This window comes from Modestobacter sp. VKM Ac-2984 (assembly GCF_026967985.1).
Lineage (GTDB): Bacteria > Actinomycetota > Actinomycetes > Mycobacteriales > Geodermatophilaceae > Modestobacter.
Genome location: NZ_JAPVBJ010000001.1, coordinates 602130 through 616943 on the forward strand (window position 1 = coordinate 602130; position 14814 = coordinate 616943).

Consider the following 14814-nt stretch of genomic DNA (forward strand, 5'->3'; position numbering starts at 1 on the left):
CACCCGACGCCCGTCTCCCCCACCACCGCTGACTGGTGGCGGGACGCGGTCTTCTACCAGGTCTACGTGCGCAGCTTCGCCGACGCCACCGGCGACGGCGTCGGTGACCTGGCCGGCATCCGCGCGCACCTGCCGTACCTCGCCGAGCTCGGCGTCGACGCGCTCTGGATCACGCCGTTCTACCCCTCGCCGATGCACGACCACGGCTACGACGTCGCCGACCCCCGCGGCGTGGAGCCGGTCTTCGGCGACCTGGCCGGCTTCGACGCGCTGCTGCACGACGCCCACGAGCTGGGCCTGCGGGTGACCATCGACCTGGTGCCCAACCACAGCTCCCACGACCACGAGTGGTTCGCCGAGGCGCTGACCGCCCCGGCCGGCTCACCGGCCCGGGACCGGTACTTCTTCCGCGACGGGTCCGGCCCGGACGGCGCGCAGCCGCCGAACAACTGGCCCTCGGTGTTCGGCGGACCGGCCTGGACCCGGGTGCCCGACGGCCAGTGGTACCTCCACCTGTTCGCCCCCGAGCAGCCCGACCTGGACTACTCGAACCCCGAGGTCGTCGCCGACCTCGACGAGACGCTGCGCTTCTGGCTGGACCGCGGGGTCGACGGCTTCCGGATCGACGTGGCGCACGGCATGGCCAAACCACCGGGGCTGCCGGACATGGTGCCCGCGGAGGACACCGGCCTGTTCGCCGACGACGGACCGGGGGACCTGAGGTTCGACCAGGACCACGTGCACGCCCTGCACCGGCGGGTGCGTGCGGTGCTCGACACCTACCCCGACCGGATGGCCGTCGGGGAGGTGTGGGTGTTCGACGACGAGCGGCTCTCCCACTACCTGCGCCCCGACGAGCTGCACCTGGCCTTCAACTTCCGACTGCTGACCGCCGAGTGGGACGCCGCCGAGCTGCAGGCAGCGGTGGAGCACTCGCTGAACACGGTTGCGCCGACGCCGGCGCCGGCCTGCTGGGTGCTGTCCAACCACGACCGACCGCGGCACGTCACGCGCTACGGCGGTGGCGAAGTGGGCACCCGGCGGGCGCGGGCCGCGGCGCTGCTGCAGTTGGCGCTGCCCGGGGTCGCCTACGTCTACAACGGCGACGAGCTCGGCATGCCCGACGTCCACCTGCCCGACGAGGTGCTGCAGGACCCGATCTGGGAGCGCTCCGGGCGCACCGAGCGGGGCCGGGACGGCTGCCGGGTGCCGTTGCCCTGGTCCGGCGACCAGCCGCCGTACGGGTTCTCCACGACCGCCGACACCTGGCTGCCGATGCCCGCCGGCTGGGCGCCGCTGACCGCCGAGGCCCAGGCGGCCGATGCCGACTCGATGCTGTCGCTGTACCGGGCAGCGCTGGCGCTGCGCCGCAACTCCCCCGCCTTCGCCGGAGACGGCGTGGAGTGGCTGCCCGCACCGGAGGGCTGCCTGGTGTTCCGGCGACCCGGTGGGCTGGTCTGCCTGCTCAACCTCTCGGCCGCCCCGGTCCCGCTGCCGGAGGGGCACGTCCTCCTGGCGAGCGCGCCGGTCACCGACGGCGCGGTGCCGGTCGACGGCGCGGTGTGGCTGCGGGCGTGACCTGGGCGGACCAGCCCTTCGGGTACGCGCCCGGGTAGGGCAGACTCTCAGCCGACCCACGGCGCACCGCGCCGACCTGCACCTCAGGAGGACCCGTGGCCACTGCCTCGCTGCCCGCGCTCCCGGCGCGCCCACTCGTTCTCGCCGACCTCGTGCCGGCCGTCCGGGCGCGCAACGTCGCACTGGTCGGGCTCGGCGTGCTGTTCACCGCACTGCTGGCCCAGGTGTCCATCCCGGTCCCCGGCTCCCCGGTGCCGATCACCGGCCAGACGCTGGCGGTCGTGCTGACCGCGGCCAGCCTCGGGCCGGTCCGCGGGGTGGCGGTGCAGGCCGTCTACATCATCGCGGCACTGGTCGGGCTCCCGTTCTACTCGGAGGCCAGCGGCGGCGTCGAGGTCGTCTTCGGTGCCACCGGCGGGTACGTCGTCGGCTTCATCCCCGCCGCCTTCCTGATCGGCCTGGCCGCCCGTCACGGGATGGACCGGCAGCCGCTGAAGGCCGCGCCGCTGTTCGTCGCCGGCCAGGCGGTCATCTTCGCCGTCGGGGTGCCCTGGCTGGCCGTCAGCGCCGGGCTCTCGGCCTCTGCGGCGCTGGAGGCGGGCTTCTACCCGTTCATCGTCGGAGGCCTCGTCAAGGCGGTCGTGGCCGCCGGTGTGCTGAGCGGCGCCTGGGCGCTGGTCCGCCGCAGCCGCTGACCACGCCCGGCACCTGACCAGGACCGCCCCGCTGCGGTGTCCGCCTCCGCGGATGCCGCAGCGGGGCGGTTCTCGTCGCTCCGGTTGATCAGTCGCCGGGCTCGTCGAGGTAGCGGGCCAGGAAGGTCTTCTCCTCCGGGGTGAGCCGGCGCGGCCGGTTCAGCGCGAAGTCGAACGTCACCAGCAGGGTGCTCCCGGTGACGGCCAGCTGACCGTGGTCGAAGAGCTCGTAGTGGCAGGTGAACGCGGCAGCCCGGACGCCGGACACCCAGATCTGCACCTGCAGCGGGTCGGCGTCGTAGAGCACCGGCCGCTTGTAGGCGATCTCGTGGGTCGCGACCACGATGCCCCGGCGCAGGCCGGTCTTCTCGTCGTGGGTCGGCTGGTCGAAGAACAGGTCGACCCGCGCCATCTCGAAGTAGCCGAGGAAGGCCACGTTGTTGATGTGCTGGTAGGCGTCCATGTCCGACCAGCGCATCGGGACGGCGACGGTGTGCCTCACACCGGTCACCCTGCCTCATGGCCCGCCGCCGTCCGCACCGGCCCTGTTCCCCCGCGCCCCGTGCAGGCCTACCGTGCGCTCGTGGACCCGTGGGCAGAGACCGAGCCAGGCGTGCTGGTGCTGCCGTCGGGACGCCGGGTCCGCGGTCGTGGCCTGCGCCGGCCACTGCCTGAGGGCGATCCGATGCCCACGTACGGCCTGTACCTGCTGGGCCGACCCCCGTGTCCTGTCCCCTGGACGACCCGCTGGGTGCGCTGGCCGGACTTCCGGTTGCCCACCGCCCCCGGCGACCTGCACGACGCACTCCGTGAGCTGTGGCAGCGGGCGGAGACCGAGCGGGTCGAGGTCGCCTGCGCGGGCGGCACCGGCCGCACCGGGACGGCGCTGGCCTGTCTCGCGGTCCTGGACGGGCTCCCGCCGGCCCGGGCGGTCGCCTTCGTGCGGGGGCACTACCGCCGGCACGCCGTGGAGACCCGCAGCCAGATGCGCTTCGTCGCCCGGTTCGGCGGCTGACCCGTCCCGTGCCCCGCGCAGCGGAGACCCGCCACGCGGCGACGGCCGGCCGGAGCGCAGAGCTCCGGCCGGCCGTCGATGCCTCCCCCGGCCCCGCTGCCGGGGCCCGTGCCGAGGAACGAGGCGTGGGGGCAGCGGGGGTCCTTCGTCAGTCCCGGGTGAGCTTCCGGTAGGTGGCGCGGTGCGGGCGGGCGGCGTCCGGGCCGAGCCGCTCGACCTTGTTCTTCTCGTAGTCGTCGAAGTTGCCCTCGAACCAGAACCACTTCGAGTCGCCCTCGTAGGCCAGGATGTGCGTCGCCACCCGGTCGAGGAACCAGCGGTCGTGGCTCACGACCACGGCGCAGCCGGGGAACTCCAGCAGCGCCCCCTCCAGGCTGGTCAGCGTCTCGGTGTCCAGGTCGTTGGTGGGCTCGTCGAGCAGCAGCAGGTTGCCGCCCTGCTTGAGCGTCAACGCCAGGTTCAGCCGGTTGCGCTCACCGCCGGAGAGCACGCCGGCCTTCTTCTGCTGGTCCGGGCCCTTGAACCCGAACGCCGAGACGTAGGCGCGGGAGGGCATCTCGACGTTGCCGACCTTGATGTGGTCCAGGCCGTCGGAGACGACCTCCCACAGGCTCTTGGCCGGGTCGATGCCGCTGCGGTCCTGCGCGACGTAGGCGACCTTGACCGTCTCACCGATCTTGATGTCGCCGTCGTCGGGCTTGTCCTCGCCCACCAGCATCTTGAACAGCGTGGTCTTGCCGACGCCGTTGGGCCCCACCACGCCGACGATGCCGTTGCGCGGCAGCGTGAAGGACAGGTCGTCGATCAGCACCCGGTCGCCGAAGCCCTTGGTGAGGTCCTTGGTCTCGATGACCACGCTGCCCAGCCGCGGGCCCGGCGGGATCTGGATCTCCTCGAAGTCCAGCTTGCGGAACTTGTCGGCCTCGGTGGCCATCTCCTCGTAGCGGGCCAGCCGCGCCTTGCTCTTGGCCTGGCGGGCCTTGGCGCCGGAGCGGACCCACTCCAGCTCGTCCTTCAGCCGCTTGGCGCGCTTGGCGTCCTTGGCACCCTCGACCTTGAGCCGGGTCTGCTTGGTCTCCAGGTAGGTGGAGTAGTTGCCCTCGTAGGGGTAGGCCCGGCCGCGGTCGAGCTCGAGGATCCACTGGGCCACGTTGTCCAGGAAGTACCGGTCGTGGGTCACGGCGACGACGGTGCCGGCGTACTTCTCCAGGTGCTGCTCCAGCCACGCGACGCTCTCCGCGTCCAGGTGGTTGGTGGGCTCGTCCAGCAGCAACAGGTCCGGGGCCTCCAGCAGCAGCTTGCACAGCGCCACGCGGCGACGCTCACCACCGGAGAGCACGCGGACGTCGGCGTCGCCGGGCGGGCAGCGCAGTGCGTCCATCGCCTGCTCGATGCGGTTGTCGAGCTCCCAGCCGTCGGCGTTCTCGATGACCTCCATGAGCTCGCCCTGCTCGGCCATCAGCGAGTCGAAGTCGGCGTCGGGCTCCCCCATGGCGGCGCTGACCTCCTCGAAGCGGGTGAGCGCCGCGCGCAGGTCCTTCACCGCTTCTTCCACGTTGCCGCGGACGTCGAGGTCCTCGTTGAGCGGCGGCTCCTGCTCCAGGATGCCGACCGAGGCGCCGGGGGCGAGCACGGTGTCGCCGTTGGAGGCGGTCTCCATGCCGGCCATGATCTTCAGGACGGTCGACTTGCCGGCGCCGTTGGGGCCGACGACACCGATCTTGGCGCCGGGCAGGAACGCCAGGGTCACGTCGTCGAGGATCACCTTGTCGCCGTGCGCCTTGCGCGCACGGACCATCGAGTAGATGTACTGGGCCACTGAGTGGGAGCCTTCCGTCGGGTCGCGAGTGGGGGGCGGGGCGGGCGGCCGTGCCCGGCGAGCACCGGCCCCGCCCCCTGCGTTCTCAGCTCCGATCCTCCCAGCCGGGGAGGGTCACGTCAGCGCCGGGACCGCCGGCTCCTCGGACGTGACCTCGGAGTCCGAGTTGTGCAACGTCTCCGCCCCCTCGGTGTAGTCCGTGGGGCGGTGGGCGTAGGGGTCCGCGGTCGGCGGCTCGTCCTCGCCCGGCTCCTGCGGGGCGGCGAGCCCGGCGGACCGGTCGACGCGCGGCGGCCGGGTGAAGTCCGACCAGCCCCGGGCGAGGTTCAACCCCACCGCGATCGCCTTGATCCGGTTCGCGCTGCGGCGCCCGGCCTCGCTCTCCCAGGACTCGGTCAGCAGGTTGCCGACGACGACCACCGGGTCGCCCTTGGTCACGCTGCGGGCCACGTTGCCGCCCAGCTCGTTCCAGCAGGCCACGTCGATCCAGAGCGTGGCGCCGTCGACGAAGCCCTTGGTCTCCTCGTCCCAGCGGCGGGAGGTGGAGGCCATCCGGAAGTTGGTCACCGACCCGTTGCTGGTCCGGTTCTGGCGCGGGACGTCGACCACGTTGCCGACGACGTGCAGAGGGGTGTCGTTCACGGTGCTCCTCAGGGTGCGGTCCCCCGGCGACCTGCCGGGCTGGGACCACCGTGGAGCGCAGCGGCGGGCCAGGACAGGCGTCAGCGCGGACTGTGGACGCGCCCGCCGGCTGTGGACGAGCAGCGCCGAGCAGTCGGGGCCGACCGCTACGCCCCCGGTTCCGGCACGGTGGCCCGGTCCGATGCGATGATCTGGCCGCGAGCGCCCGTAGCTCAGTGGATAGAGCAGGTGCCTTCTAAGCACTTGGTCGCAGGTTCGATCCCTGCCGGGCGCGCCCCTGGCTCCGTCACCTCACGCGGGGTGGTAACCCTCCACGCCGACGGCGAGGTCGCCGTCGCGTGGGTCGGCGGTGAAGACCAGGACCGCCTCCCGCAGGCTCTCCGGAGGGACGTAGGCGATGCTGGCCGACGCCTGTTCCACCTGCCGACCGTCTCGCCTCAGCTCGCCGCCGAGGTGGACCGCCTCGGCGGTGGTGCCACCGTCGTTGGTCACGTCCAGGCGCACCTCGTACCCGGTGCCCACCGACCGGACCGCGGTGATCTCCACAGCGAGCTCCGGTCCGCTCTCCCGGACGGCGAGGGCCTGGTAGCCGAGGAAGGCGACCAGCAGCAGCACGAGCAGTGCGCCCAGTCCGCCCACGGCGTACTCGGCAACCGACGTGCCACCGTGCTCCGTGCTCTCGGTGTCCTCGTCCGGATCAGACACAGTTCCCTCTCGTCACAGGATGAGCCGGGCCACCGCGGCACCCAGGCCCGCGGGGAGAGCGAGTACGACCGTCTCGGTGACCACCATGACCAGCCCGGTGTCGTCGAAGCGGCCGAGCGCCCACAGGAGGTAGGCCGAGAGGCACAGCGCCACCGCATAGCCGACGAGGGTGAAGCCCACGAACGCCCGGACCGGGCCGTCATCGTGCTCCTGCCCACCGAAGCCGACCTGGTAGACGAACGCGTGCATCAGCGCGAGCGTGACGCCGAGGAGTGCCAGCGTGTGCCAGGGGGTCATCGTGGCCGCCAGCAGCACGATCTCCTCCGTCGGCGCCAGGCTGGCTGCGAACACGACCGCACCGGCCGCCATGAGGAAGACCTCGTGGCCGTACCCGGACCTGGCCGAGGGAGAGCCTCCGTCGCCGAGCTGGGCCCGGGCGTACGAGGCACCGACCGCGGCCGGCAGCAGGGCGAGTCCGAGGACCGACGTCGCGTCCCGCCAGTCCCTGAGCCAGTCCAGGACGCCCAGTGCAGTGAGGACGACCGCGGCGGCCACGGCCGCAGCGAGGAACGCCACGCCCGCGTCCACCAGGGCGGCGCGCCAACCACCTCCGGCAACGCCGAGGTGCCGGGCGAGGCCGACCACCAGGAGGATCGTCCCGACGGTGAGGACGAGGAGCCGGTGGCGGTCGACGCTCAGGCTGAGCCGCCACACCTCCATCGTCATCAGGACGGGCAGGGCGAACAACAGGGCCCCGCCGACCGCACGGCCGAACCCCCGGGTCAGGTGGTGGATCTCGGTCTGCGGTGGCATCGCGCTCCCTCGCCGACGGCAGGTGGGCCCTGTGGCTGCGGTCGGCATCCGGGTCAGGGCGGCCGGCTGCGCCAGGTCCCGAGCCGGTCAGCCGCCGGAACGCAATCGGTCGGCGGGGCGCAGACCTCGCACCCCGCCGACCGACTCAGCTGTCGCGACCAGACGAGTCTTACTCGTCCTCCTCCTCTTCGAGGACGTCGCCCTCCTCGACCACGCCCGTGTCGTCGACGCCCTCTTCTTCACTTCCGCAAGCGGTCATGGTGAAGGACGCGGCGGCGATGGCGACACCAGCCGCGGCGGAGCGCCACCGGTTGCGGCGTGCGGGCAGTGAGATGCTGGTCATCGTTCTCCTCGGGTCGGTCGGCCATGGCCGACGTCGGATGTACGCACGGCCGACATGCCCAGCCACCTGCGATCCCAATCCCCGATCATCGCCGTCGTCAGGAAGCCGTAAGGACGAGCGGACCCGGCACGGGGCAGGTCGGGCGCTCAGCCTGCGCGGCACGTCTCGGCGCCGCGGGGCCCGGCTCGCGACCCGGCTCGAAGCCCACGTCGGCGAGGACGACGTCGACCGGGCCGGTGTACCGCTCGCCGTTGCGGAGCTCGTGCCGCGTCCACGCCGGCGGCTCGATGTGGGCGTCGGCCACCGCCGGCGCCTCCCGCCAGACCAGGCCGCCGCCCCCCCGTCGGGCCGTGCATTCCCTCGGCCTGCTCGTCGACCAGGGCGGCGATACCGCCGGCGAACAGGTGTCCCGGCACCGGGCCGGTGGTAGCTCAGGCCCATGGCTGTGGCACCGGACCCCGACGAGATCTACGAGCGCGCCCGCAAGGAGGGGCACCGGCGGCTGTACATGCCCCCGCTGGAGCAGGTGAGCACCGGCTTCATCGCGGGGGTCACGATCGTCTTCGGGATCGTGGCCCTGGGCGTGATCGTGGCGTTGCTGGACTCGGCGATGGGCGAGCGGCCCGCCGAGGTGGTGGGCGCCGTCGGCTTCTCGTTCGGGGTGGTCTTCCTCATCGTCGGGCGGACCGAGCTGTTCAGCGAGAACTTCTTCGACCCGGTGGCGGCCGCCATCGAGGAAGGCGGAGTGCGGGTCTGGGTCCGCATGGTGCGGCTGTGGGGCACCATCCTGCTGCTCAACCTCGTCGGCGGCGCCGCGCTGGTCGGGGTCATGACGGTCGAGGGCGCCCTGCCCGGTGACGCCGACCAGGTGCTGGTGCACCTCGCCGAGGCCACCGCATCGCTCGGCTGGGCCCCGACCCTCGCCCGGGCCGTTCTCGCCGGGGCACTGGTCACCCTCCTGTCGTACATGCTGAAGGCGGTGAACTCGGTCAGCGCGCGCATCCTGGTCAGCGCGATGGTGGGCTTCTTCCTCGCCCTCGGCCCCTTCGACCACGCCGCCGTCTCGGGCCTGCAGATCCTCTTCGGCGTCTGGTTGTCCGATGCGGTGACCTACGTCGACCTGTTCCGCAACGTCGGGCTGGCCACGGCCGGCAACCTCGCCGGTGGCCTGCTGTTGATCACCTTGACGCACACGGCACAGGTCAAGAGCTCCCGATGAAGCCACACGAGTAGCCACGCCCGCGCACCGTCGTGACCAGTTGCGGCTGGGCCGGGTCGGGCTCCACCTTCGTCCGGAGCCTGCGCACGTGGGTGTGGAGCAGCGCACGGTCGCCGCGGTACCCCGGCCCCCAGACCCGGTCGAGGAGGTCCTCCTGCGAGACGACGGACCCCTGCGCCAGCGCCAGCTCCCGCAGGATGCAGAACTCCGTCCGGGTGAGGTCGACAGCACGTCCGGCGCACAGGACCACCCCGCCGTCCGGCAGGATCTCCAGGTCCCCCGCAGGGATCCGCCGCGGGCTCGCGCCCCCCTGGTGGCGGCGGCACAACGCCCGGACCCGTGCCGAGACCTCCTCCGCCGTCCACGGCGTGGAGACGTGGTGGTCGGCACCTGCGTCGATCGCAGCCACGACGTCACGGCTCCCCCGCCGGGCGCTGAGCACGATCACCGGGGTCTGCCAGCTGTCGCGCAGCTCCCGGCACATCGCGAGGCCGGCCCGGTCGGACCGCGTGATCTCGATCAGCACGACATCGGCACGGCGCTCCGACAGCCGCCGCCGTGCGTCCGCAGCCGTCCCGGCCTCGCGCACCTCGATCCCCTCAGCGGCCAACCCCCTGCTGAGGTCTCGACGCCGCGCCGCGTCCTCCTGGATGACGAGCACCGAGTGCACCACGGTCAGGCCCTTCGCGATCGCCCGCAGACAGACCCCGGTCCTCGAGGTCGCGCGGAGCTCCGCTGGACGGGCCCCGCGCGCGGGCCGGCCACCCCGCGAGTCCCCGAGCGCACTGGCGCCGCGGGTCGTGCGGTGGCCGACTCCTCGATCCTGCCCTGCGGCGGGCAGCGCAGGCCACTCGTCGTCCCTGACTCAGCGGTCCTCGCCGCGTCCACCCGGCACCGGGACCGGGGACGACCACCGGGCCTCCGGAGCCCGAGGCCGTGCGACGGCGGTTCAGCGACGCCCGAGCGGGAAGACCCTCGGGGTGTCGTACTCCGTGCTCGTCGTCGAGGGGGTCGAACACATCCGTCGCGTCCTCGCGACGACGCTCCGGCGGGAGGGACTCGACGTGACCGAGGCGGCGACCGAGGGGCGGGGGCTCCGCCTCCTGGACGAGCGGCCGCACGACGTCGTGCTCCTCGACCTGAAGGTGCCCGACCGCGACGGCTTCCAGATGTGCCGCGCCATCCGCAGGCGCACGGACACCCCGATCATCGTGATCGCCCTCCGGACCACCAGCCGCGACGTCGTCGTCGGGCTGGACGCGGGGGCGGACGACTACGTCGTCGCACCCTTCACCACCGAAGAGCTGTCCGCACGCATCCGGGGCCTGGGCCGCCGGACGCGCGGGCTGCCAGGACCGAGGATCCAGGTCGGCGAGCTGGACATCGCCCCCCGAGACGGGATGGTGACCCGGTCCGGTGAGCCCGTCGCGCTCACCAGGACGGAGTTCAAGCTGCTCAGCGAGCTCGCCATCGAACGCGGGCGGGCGGTCAGCCGGGAAGAGCTGATCGAACGGGTCTGGGGCGCGGACCACGTCGGCGACTCCCGGCTCGTCGACGTCCACGTGTGGCGCCTCCGCAAGAAGATCGAGCCCACGCCGTCCCGGCCGACCGTGGTGACGACGGTGCGAGGCATGGGATATCGCCTCCCCGGGTGACCGGCGACCCGGCGGGTGCGCGCCGCGGGTGCACCGTCGACCGCCTCGTGGTCCGACACGGCAGGCCGCCTCAGGGAAGCGTCTGGAAGGTGCCCGAGGCGACCACCGTCCGGTCCGTCCCGGTCTCCAGTTGGTAGTGGTAGGACCGGTTCGGGGCGAGGCTGCGGGTGAGGGACAGCGGGACGACGTCGTTGTCGGTCGTGCGGTAGGTGTAGAAGCCGGTCTGCGAGCCGAACGGTGAGGCGGAGACCCGGAGGGTGGTCCGCGCCGTGTTCGGGGGGACGTACGCGGACACGGTCACGCCGATGCGGCTCGGGGTGACGGTGTGTTCCCACGGCTGCGGGCCGGCCGCGGGTGCGGATCCGGCGATCGGGGTGGAGTACCGGTTGAGGACGCCCTCGATGATGGTGCCGAACTGACCGTTCCGGGCGTGGCCGACCCCGGCCGGGTGCTCGTGCGACGTCTGGAATCCGCGGTCGGCGTACCAGGCCTCGCCGGCCTGGGCCCCATAGGGACCGTTCAGCGAGTTCAGGCCGCCAGGCGCGGACCCGTTGGTGTCGGTGTCCAGCTCGCCGGTGTCCCAGTGCATGTGCACGTTGGCCTGGAGCGACGCGGGGAACGCGTCCGCGGCGACCGCGGGTGTGCCACCCCCGCCGATCACGATGGTCCCGCCGCCGGTCAAGAGCTCCGAGTGCCGGGGGAACAGGAACCGGGTCACCAACTGCGCGCCGCTGCTGTACCCGCCCAGCCACACGCGGTCCCGGTCGATGTCGTACTGGCCGTAGACCGAGTCGATCAGCGCGGCGAGGTGGTCGGCGTACCCGGTCGGGTCGCCCCGCTCCCAGCACTGACAGGCGCGGTTGGGGCTGGAGGGCACCAGCAGGACCATGTTGTTCCGCTTCGCCACGGCGACGACGCCGTTGACCCCGCCGAGCGAGTAGCTGGCCGACGGGTTCTCGAACCCGTACTCGCCGGTGCCGTCGGCGTAGACGAGCAGCCCGACCGGCTGGGAACGGTCGATCCCGGCCGCGTACAGGTGGTGCTGAGCGGTGTACCCGGCGCCGGTGGAGGTCTGGAACGTGCGGTCGGTGAGCGGGCCGCCCGATCCGCCGGTCGGGGCGGCGACAGCGGGCGTGGCGGTGGCGGTGGCGAGCAGCGCGACCAGCGCTGCCAGCACGATGCGGGACGGGCGCACGAGAGCTCCAAGCGCGTTGAGGGGTTCGGACATCTCGCCGACGGGGGTGCGTGGACGACCCGTCTGTTCGCAGCTGATGTCACAGGCCGGTCACAGCCTGCGGGGTCGGAGCGAGGCACGCCCGGGGATGCCGAGAGAGTCTTCTCACCGTTCAGCTGCCGGCTGCTCGCGGCGCCCGGTGCCAGGGGAGCTGAGCTGCCACGCGTCGCCCGTCGAGGAGTGACGTCGTCCGCGCGCTGCCGGCGACCAGGTGGTGCGGACGACGGGCCGCGGACCGCGCGCCAGGGGCCTACGCTGCCCGCATGTCCGCACCACAGGTCCCAGCCGAAGCCGGATCGGATCACTCCAGCCGGATGCCGGACGACCTCGGGGACGTGATGGGCCGGATCGCCCGCACGTTGCAGGAGGAACACGGCGACGTCGACCGGACCCTGGCGTCGATCACCGCCGCCGCGGTGGACACCGTGCCGGGAACGGACATGGCCAGCATCAGCCTGGTCATCCGCCGCCGTGTCGAGCCGCAGGCCGCCACCAGCGAGCAGGCCCAGGAGATCGACGCCCTGCAGTCCGAGTTCGACGAGGGGCCCTGCCTGGACGCCCTCCGTGAGCAGCAGACCGTCCGGGTCGACGACCTCGCCGACGACAGGCGCTGGCCCCGTTTCGCCGCCGAGGCCTCCCGGCGCGGTGCCGGCAGCATGCTGAGCTTCCAGCTGTTCACCGAGGGCGACAACCTGGGCGCCCTGAACCTCTTCGCCCAGGAGCCGCACTCCTTCGACGCCGAGTCGGAGACCGTGGGGCAGATCTTCGCCTCGCACGCCGCCATCGCGCTGTCCGCCGCGCGACAGGAGTCGAACCTGCGTTCTGCCATGGACAGCCGAGACCTGATCGGCCAGGCCAAGGGGATCCTGATGGAGCGCCACCGGCTGACCGCGTCCCAGGCCTTCGAGCTCCTGGTGCGGGCGTCGTCGCACACCAACCGCAAGCTGCTCGACGTCGCCGACGAGCTGACCAGCACCGGGGCCATGACGACCGACTGACCGCCGCCCTCAGGTCGCCGGGCGCTCCCCCGGCGGCACCCAGCCGATCGCCGGTGCGACGTGCCGCACCACCGTCTCCAGCAGGTGGGCGTTGTACTCGACACCGAGCATGTTCGGCACGGTCAGCAGCAGCGTGTCGGCGTCCCGGACGGCGGCGTCCTTGGCCAGCTCCTCGGCCAGCTGGTCGGGCTCACCGACGTAGCTCTTGCCGAACCGGGCCCGCACGCCCTCCAGGAGACCGACCTGGTCGTCGCCCCCCTGACCCGAGCCGAAGTACTGCCGGTCGGTGTCGGTGGTGATCGGCAGGACGCTGCGGCTGACCGAGACCCGCGGCTCGTGCGCCCAGCCGGCGTCGGCCCAGGCCGCGCGGTACAGCGCGATCTGCTCGGCCTGCAGCTCGTCGAAGGGCACCCCGGTGTCCTCGGACAGCAGCGTCGAGCTCATCAGGTTCATCCCCTGCTCCGCGGTCCAGACCGCGGTCTGCCGGGTGCCCGATCCCCACCAGATGCGCTGCCGGAGCCCCGGGGACTGCGGCTGGACGGCGAGCCGCCCGGACGCCCCGCCGGTCATCCGCGGGTCCGTGTCCACGACGGTGGCCCCGCTGATCGCGGCGAGGAACAGCGTGGTCTTCTCCCGGGCCAGCTCGGCGTCACTGCCGCCGTCGGCGGGCACGTAGCCGAAGGCCTCCGAGCCGCGCAGCGCCGTCTCCGGCGATCCCCGGCTCACGCCGAGCTGCAGACGGCCCGCGCTGAGCAGGTCGGTGGCCGCGGCCTCCTCGGCCATGTACAGCGGGTTCTCGTACCGCATGTCGATCACGCCGGTGCCCAGCTCGATCCGGCTGGTGCGCATCGCCATCGCGGTCAGCAGCGGGAAGGGCGAGGCCAGCTGCCGGGCGAAGTGGTGCACCCGCACGTACGCGCCGTCCAGGCCCAGCTCCTCGGCGGCCACCGCCAGCTCGACGCTCTGCACCAGGGCGTCCCGCCCGGTCCGCACCTGCGAGCCCGGGATGGGCTGCCAGTGCCCGAAGGACAGGAAACCGATCCGCTTGTCCACTGCACTCACCTCTCGTCGTCTGCCCTGCGGCCAGCGCCGGCGGGCCCGGCGGTGTTCCCGCGTGCCCCGGTGGGATGGGCCGGGCCGGTGCGTGCGTTGCCCAGCGTGTCCAGGACCACAGCAGCTGAGGAGCCACAGCCATGCGCGCCACCGTCGACGGCACCGTCATCGCCGAGGCACCCGAGTCCGACCTCGTCCGCATCGAGGGCAACTGGTACTTCCCGCCGTCGGCCGTCGCGCCCGGCGCACTCACCGAGAGCCCGACGGCCTACACCTGCCCGTGGAAGGGCCCGGCCCAGTACTTCGACGTGGTCACCCCCGAGGGCACCCGCAGGGACGGCGCCTGGAGCTACCCCGACCTCAAGCCGTCGGCGGTCGACCGGGTCGGCCGGGACTTCGCCGGCTACGTCGCCTTCTCGCCGGGGATCACCGTCGCTGCATGATCGACGGCACGGGCGTACGGTCGGGTGCCTGGTCGAACCACCGGCCGTACCGCCCGCTCGTGGGGCCGTGCGCGTCGGAACCTCGACTCCCGGGCCCCGGTTGGGACTCGCCATGTCGCTGCTGCTGACCACCGCCTCACCCCCGATCACCGGCCGGGCTCCGTCCGAGGAGCTCACCGTCTCCGTCGACTGGGTGCACGCGACCGTCGTGCTGCGCGGTGAACTGGACCGGGACTCGGTCCACCACCTGACCGGTGCGTTCCTGGCCCTGTCCACGACCAGCAACCCCCGCTGGGTGCTCGACACGGCCGGGGTGACCTGGTGTGACGCCGGCGGGCTCCGGGGCCTGGCCGCGGCCCACGCGCTGGCCGTGGACTCGGGCCGGGAACTCCGGCTGACCGGGACCCCCCGCTGCGTCGACCGGCTCCTCCGGTTGAGCGGCCTCGACCAGCTGATCGCCGACACCGCACGACGGGCGCACACGCCGCTCCGGCGCGTCGGGTGTGACACACCGCGGGCGGTGTGACGAGAGGGGCGGTCCATCACCCAACGTGACGGCACGAACACATCTCGATCGGCCGGGTTCCACGGCTGACGGGGCT

17 protein-coding genes and 1 tRNA gene are annotated in these 14814 nt (G+C 72.7%); 9 read left to right on the top strand and 9 right to left on the bottom strand.

From position 1 onward, the window contains the following. Nucleotides 1-66 precede the first annotated feature (66 nt). Both O2W16_RS02885 and O2W16_RS02890 read left to right on the top strand, forming a co-directional pair. Nucleotides 67-1578 carry a glycoside hydrolase family 13 protein gene (locus O2W16_RS02885; protein WP_269157284.1) on the top strand — a complete coding sequence of 504 codons (1512 nt, stop codon included), beginning with the start codon at nt 67-69 and terminating at the stop codon, nt 1576-1578. Between the two features lie 95 nt (nt 1579-1673). Further along, a complete protein-coding gene (locus O2W16_RS02890; RefSeq protein ID WP_269157285.1) occupies nt 1674-2273 on the top strand; it encodes a biotin transporter BioY in 600 nt (199 codons plus the stop codon). A gap of 88 nt (nt 2274-2361) precedes the next feature. Here the strand turns inward: O2W16_RS02890 and O2W16_RS02895 are convergent, their stop codons facing one another. Further along, complete coding sequence (locus O2W16_RS02895; protein ID WP_269157286.1) at nt 2362-2775, bottom strand: acyl-CoA thioesterase; 414 nt, start codon at nt 2773-2775, stop codon at nt 2362-2364. A gap of 81 nt (nt 2776-2856) precedes the next feature. On the opposite strand from O2W16_RS02895, the gene O2W16_RS02900 reads away from it, so the two are divergent. Then, nucleotides 2857-3288, top strand: a complete 432-nt coding sequence (locus tag O2W16_RS02900) for a protein-tyrosine phosphatase family protein (RefSeq protein ID WP_269157287.1) — start codon at nt 2857-2859, stop codon at nt 3286-3288. Nucleotides 3289-3436: 148 nt separating this feature from the next. Here the strand turns inward: O2W16_RS02900 and ettA are convergent, their stop codons facing one another. Both ettA and O2W16_RS02910 read right to left on the bottom strand, forming a co-directional pair. Further along, nucleotides 3437-5107 (bottom strand): energy-dependent translational throttle protein EttA, encoded by a 1671-nt coding sequence (ettA, locus tag O2W16_RS02905; protein ID WP_269157288.1) that lies wholly within the window; start codon nt 5105-5107, stop codon nt 3437-3439. A 114-nt stretch (nt 5108-5221) separates the two neighbouring features. Beyond that, entirely contained in the window at nt 5222-5749 is a 528-nt protein-coding gene (locus tag O2W16_RS02910; protein WP_269157289.1) for a single-stranded DNA-binding protein, read from the bottom strand. Nucleotides 5750-5950: 201 nt separating this feature from the next. On the opposite strand from O2W16_RS02910, the gene O2W16_RS02915 reads away from it, so the two are divergent. Continuing rightward, nucleotides 5951-6023, top strand: a tRNA-Arg gene (locus O2W16_RS02915). A gap of 17 nt (nt 6024-6040) precedes the next feature. Here the strand turns inward: O2W16_RS02915 and O2W16_RS02920 are convergent. The 3 genes from O2W16_RS02920 to O2W16_RS02930 all read right to left on the bottom strand — a co-directional run bounded on the left by O2W16_RS02920 (nt 6041) and on the right by O2W16_RS02930 (nt 7610). Beyond that, on the bottom strand, nt 6041-6454 hold the full coding sequence (locus O2W16_RS02920) for a hypothetical protein (RefSeq protein WP_269157290.1): 414 nt from the start codon (nt 6452-6454) through the stop codon (nt 6041-6043). 12 nt (nt 6455-6466) lie between these two features. Continuing rightward, nucleotides 6467-7267, bottom strand: a complete 801-nt coding sequence (locus O2W16_RS02925) for a TIGR02587 family membrane protein (RefSeq protein ID WP_269157291.1) — start codon at nt 7265-7267, stop codon at nt 6467-6469. 169 nt (nt 7268-7436) lie between these two features. Then, nucleotides 7437-7610, bottom strand: coding sequence for a hypothetical protein (locus O2W16_RS02930; protein ID WP_269157292.1), 174 nt, complete (start codon nt 7608-7610; stop codon nt 7437-7439). Between the two features lie 439 nt (nt 7611-8049). On the opposite strand from O2W16_RS02930, the gene O2W16_RS02935 reads away from it, so the two are divergent. After that, a complete protein-coding gene (locus O2W16_RS02935; protein ID WP_269157293.1) occupies nt 8050-8829 on the top strand; it encodes a formate/nitrite transporter family protein in 780 nt (259 codons plus the stop codon). Here O2W16_RS02935 and O2W16_RS02940 read toward each other — a convergent pair. Then, nucleotides 8813-9490 (bottom strand): response regulator transcription factor, encoded by a 678-nt coding sequence (locus tag O2W16_RS02940; protein ID WP_269157294.1) that lies wholly within the window; start codon nt 9488-9490, stop codon nt 8813-8815. The two genes, O2W16_RS02935 and O2W16_RS02940, sit on opposite strands and share 17 nt — an antisense overlap. Nucleotides 9491-9809: 319 nt before the next feature. Here O2W16_RS02940 and O2W16_RS02945 point away from each other — a divergent pair, with 319 nt between their 5' ends. Continuing rightward, the gene (locus tag O2W16_RS02945) at nt 9810-10484 is read left to right on the top strand and encodes a response regulator transcription factor (protein WP_269157295.1); all 675 of its coding nucleotides are present in this window, start codon (nt 9810-9812) and stop codon (nt 10482-10484) included. Between the two features lie 70 nt (nt 10485-10554). On the opposite strand, the gene O2W16_RS02950 is transcribed toward O2W16_RS02945, so the two are convergent. Beyond that, a complete protein-coding gene (locus O2W16_RS02950; protein WP_269157296.1) occupies nt 10555-11679 on the bottom strand; it encodes a hypothetical protein in 1125 nt (374 codons plus the stop codon). A 302-nt stretch (nt 11680-11981) separates the two neighbouring features. Between O2W16_RS02950 and O2W16_RS02955 the strand changes: the two genes are divergently transcribed. Then, nucleotides 11982-12716: a GAF and ANTAR domain-containing protein gene (locus O2W16_RS02955; RefSeq protein ID WP_269157297.1), complete on the top strand. Its 735-nt coding sequence runs from the start codon at nt 11982-11984 to the stop codon at nt 12714-12716. A 9-nt stretch (nt 12717-12725) separates the two neighbouring features. Here the strand turns inward: O2W16_RS02955 and O2W16_RS02960 are convergent, their stop codons facing one another. After that, the gene (locus tag O2W16_RS02960; RefSeq protein WP_269157298.1) at nt 12726-13778 is read right to left on the bottom strand and encodes an LLM class flavin-dependent oxidoreductase; all 1053 of its coding nucleotides are present in this window, start codon (nt 13776-13778) and stop codon (nt 12726-12728) included. 131 nt (nt 13779-13909) lie between these two features. Between O2W16_RS02960 and O2W16_RS02965 the strand changes: the two genes are divergently transcribed. Continuing rightward, on the top strand, nt 13910-14212 hold the full coding sequence (locus O2W16_RS02965) for a DUF427 domain-containing protein (protein ID WP_269157299.1): 303 nt from the start codon (nt 13910-13912) through the stop codon (nt 14210-14212). Nucleotides 14213-14324: 112 nt separating this feature from the next. Next, the gene (locus tag O2W16_RS02970; RefSeq protein ID WP_269157300.1) at nt 14325-14738 is read left to right on the top strand and encodes an STAS domain-containing protein; all 414 of its coding nucleotides are present in this window, start codon (nt 14325-14327) and stop codon (nt 14736-14738) included. Nucleotides 14739-14814: the final 76 nt, after the last annotated feature.

Coding starts and splice junctions, on each gene's coding strand:
- O2W16_RS02925 (WP_269157291.1), bottom strand. CDS start 7,267: ATGCCACCGCAGACCGAGATCCACCACCTGACCCGGGGGTTCGGCCGT.
- O2W16_RS02930 (WP_269157292.1), bottom strand. CDS start 7,610: ATGACCAGCATCTCACTGCCCGCACGCCGCAACCGGTGGCGCTCCGCC.
- O2W16_RS02935 (WP_269157293.1), top strand. CDS start 8,050: ATGGCTGTGGCACCGGACCCCGACGAGATCTACGAGCGCGCCCGCAAG.
- O2W16_RS02955 (WP_269157297.1), top strand. CDS start 11,982: ATGTCCGCACCACAGGTCCCAGCCGAAGCCGGATCGGATCACTCCAGC.
- O2W16_RS02965 (WP_269157299.1), top strand. CDS start 13,910: ATGCGCGCCACCGTCGACGGCACCGTCATCGCCGAGGCACCCGAGTCC.
- O2W16_RS02970 (WP_269157300.1), top strand. CDS start 14,325: ATGTCGCTGCTGCTGACCACCGCCTCACCCCCGATCACCGGCCGGGCT.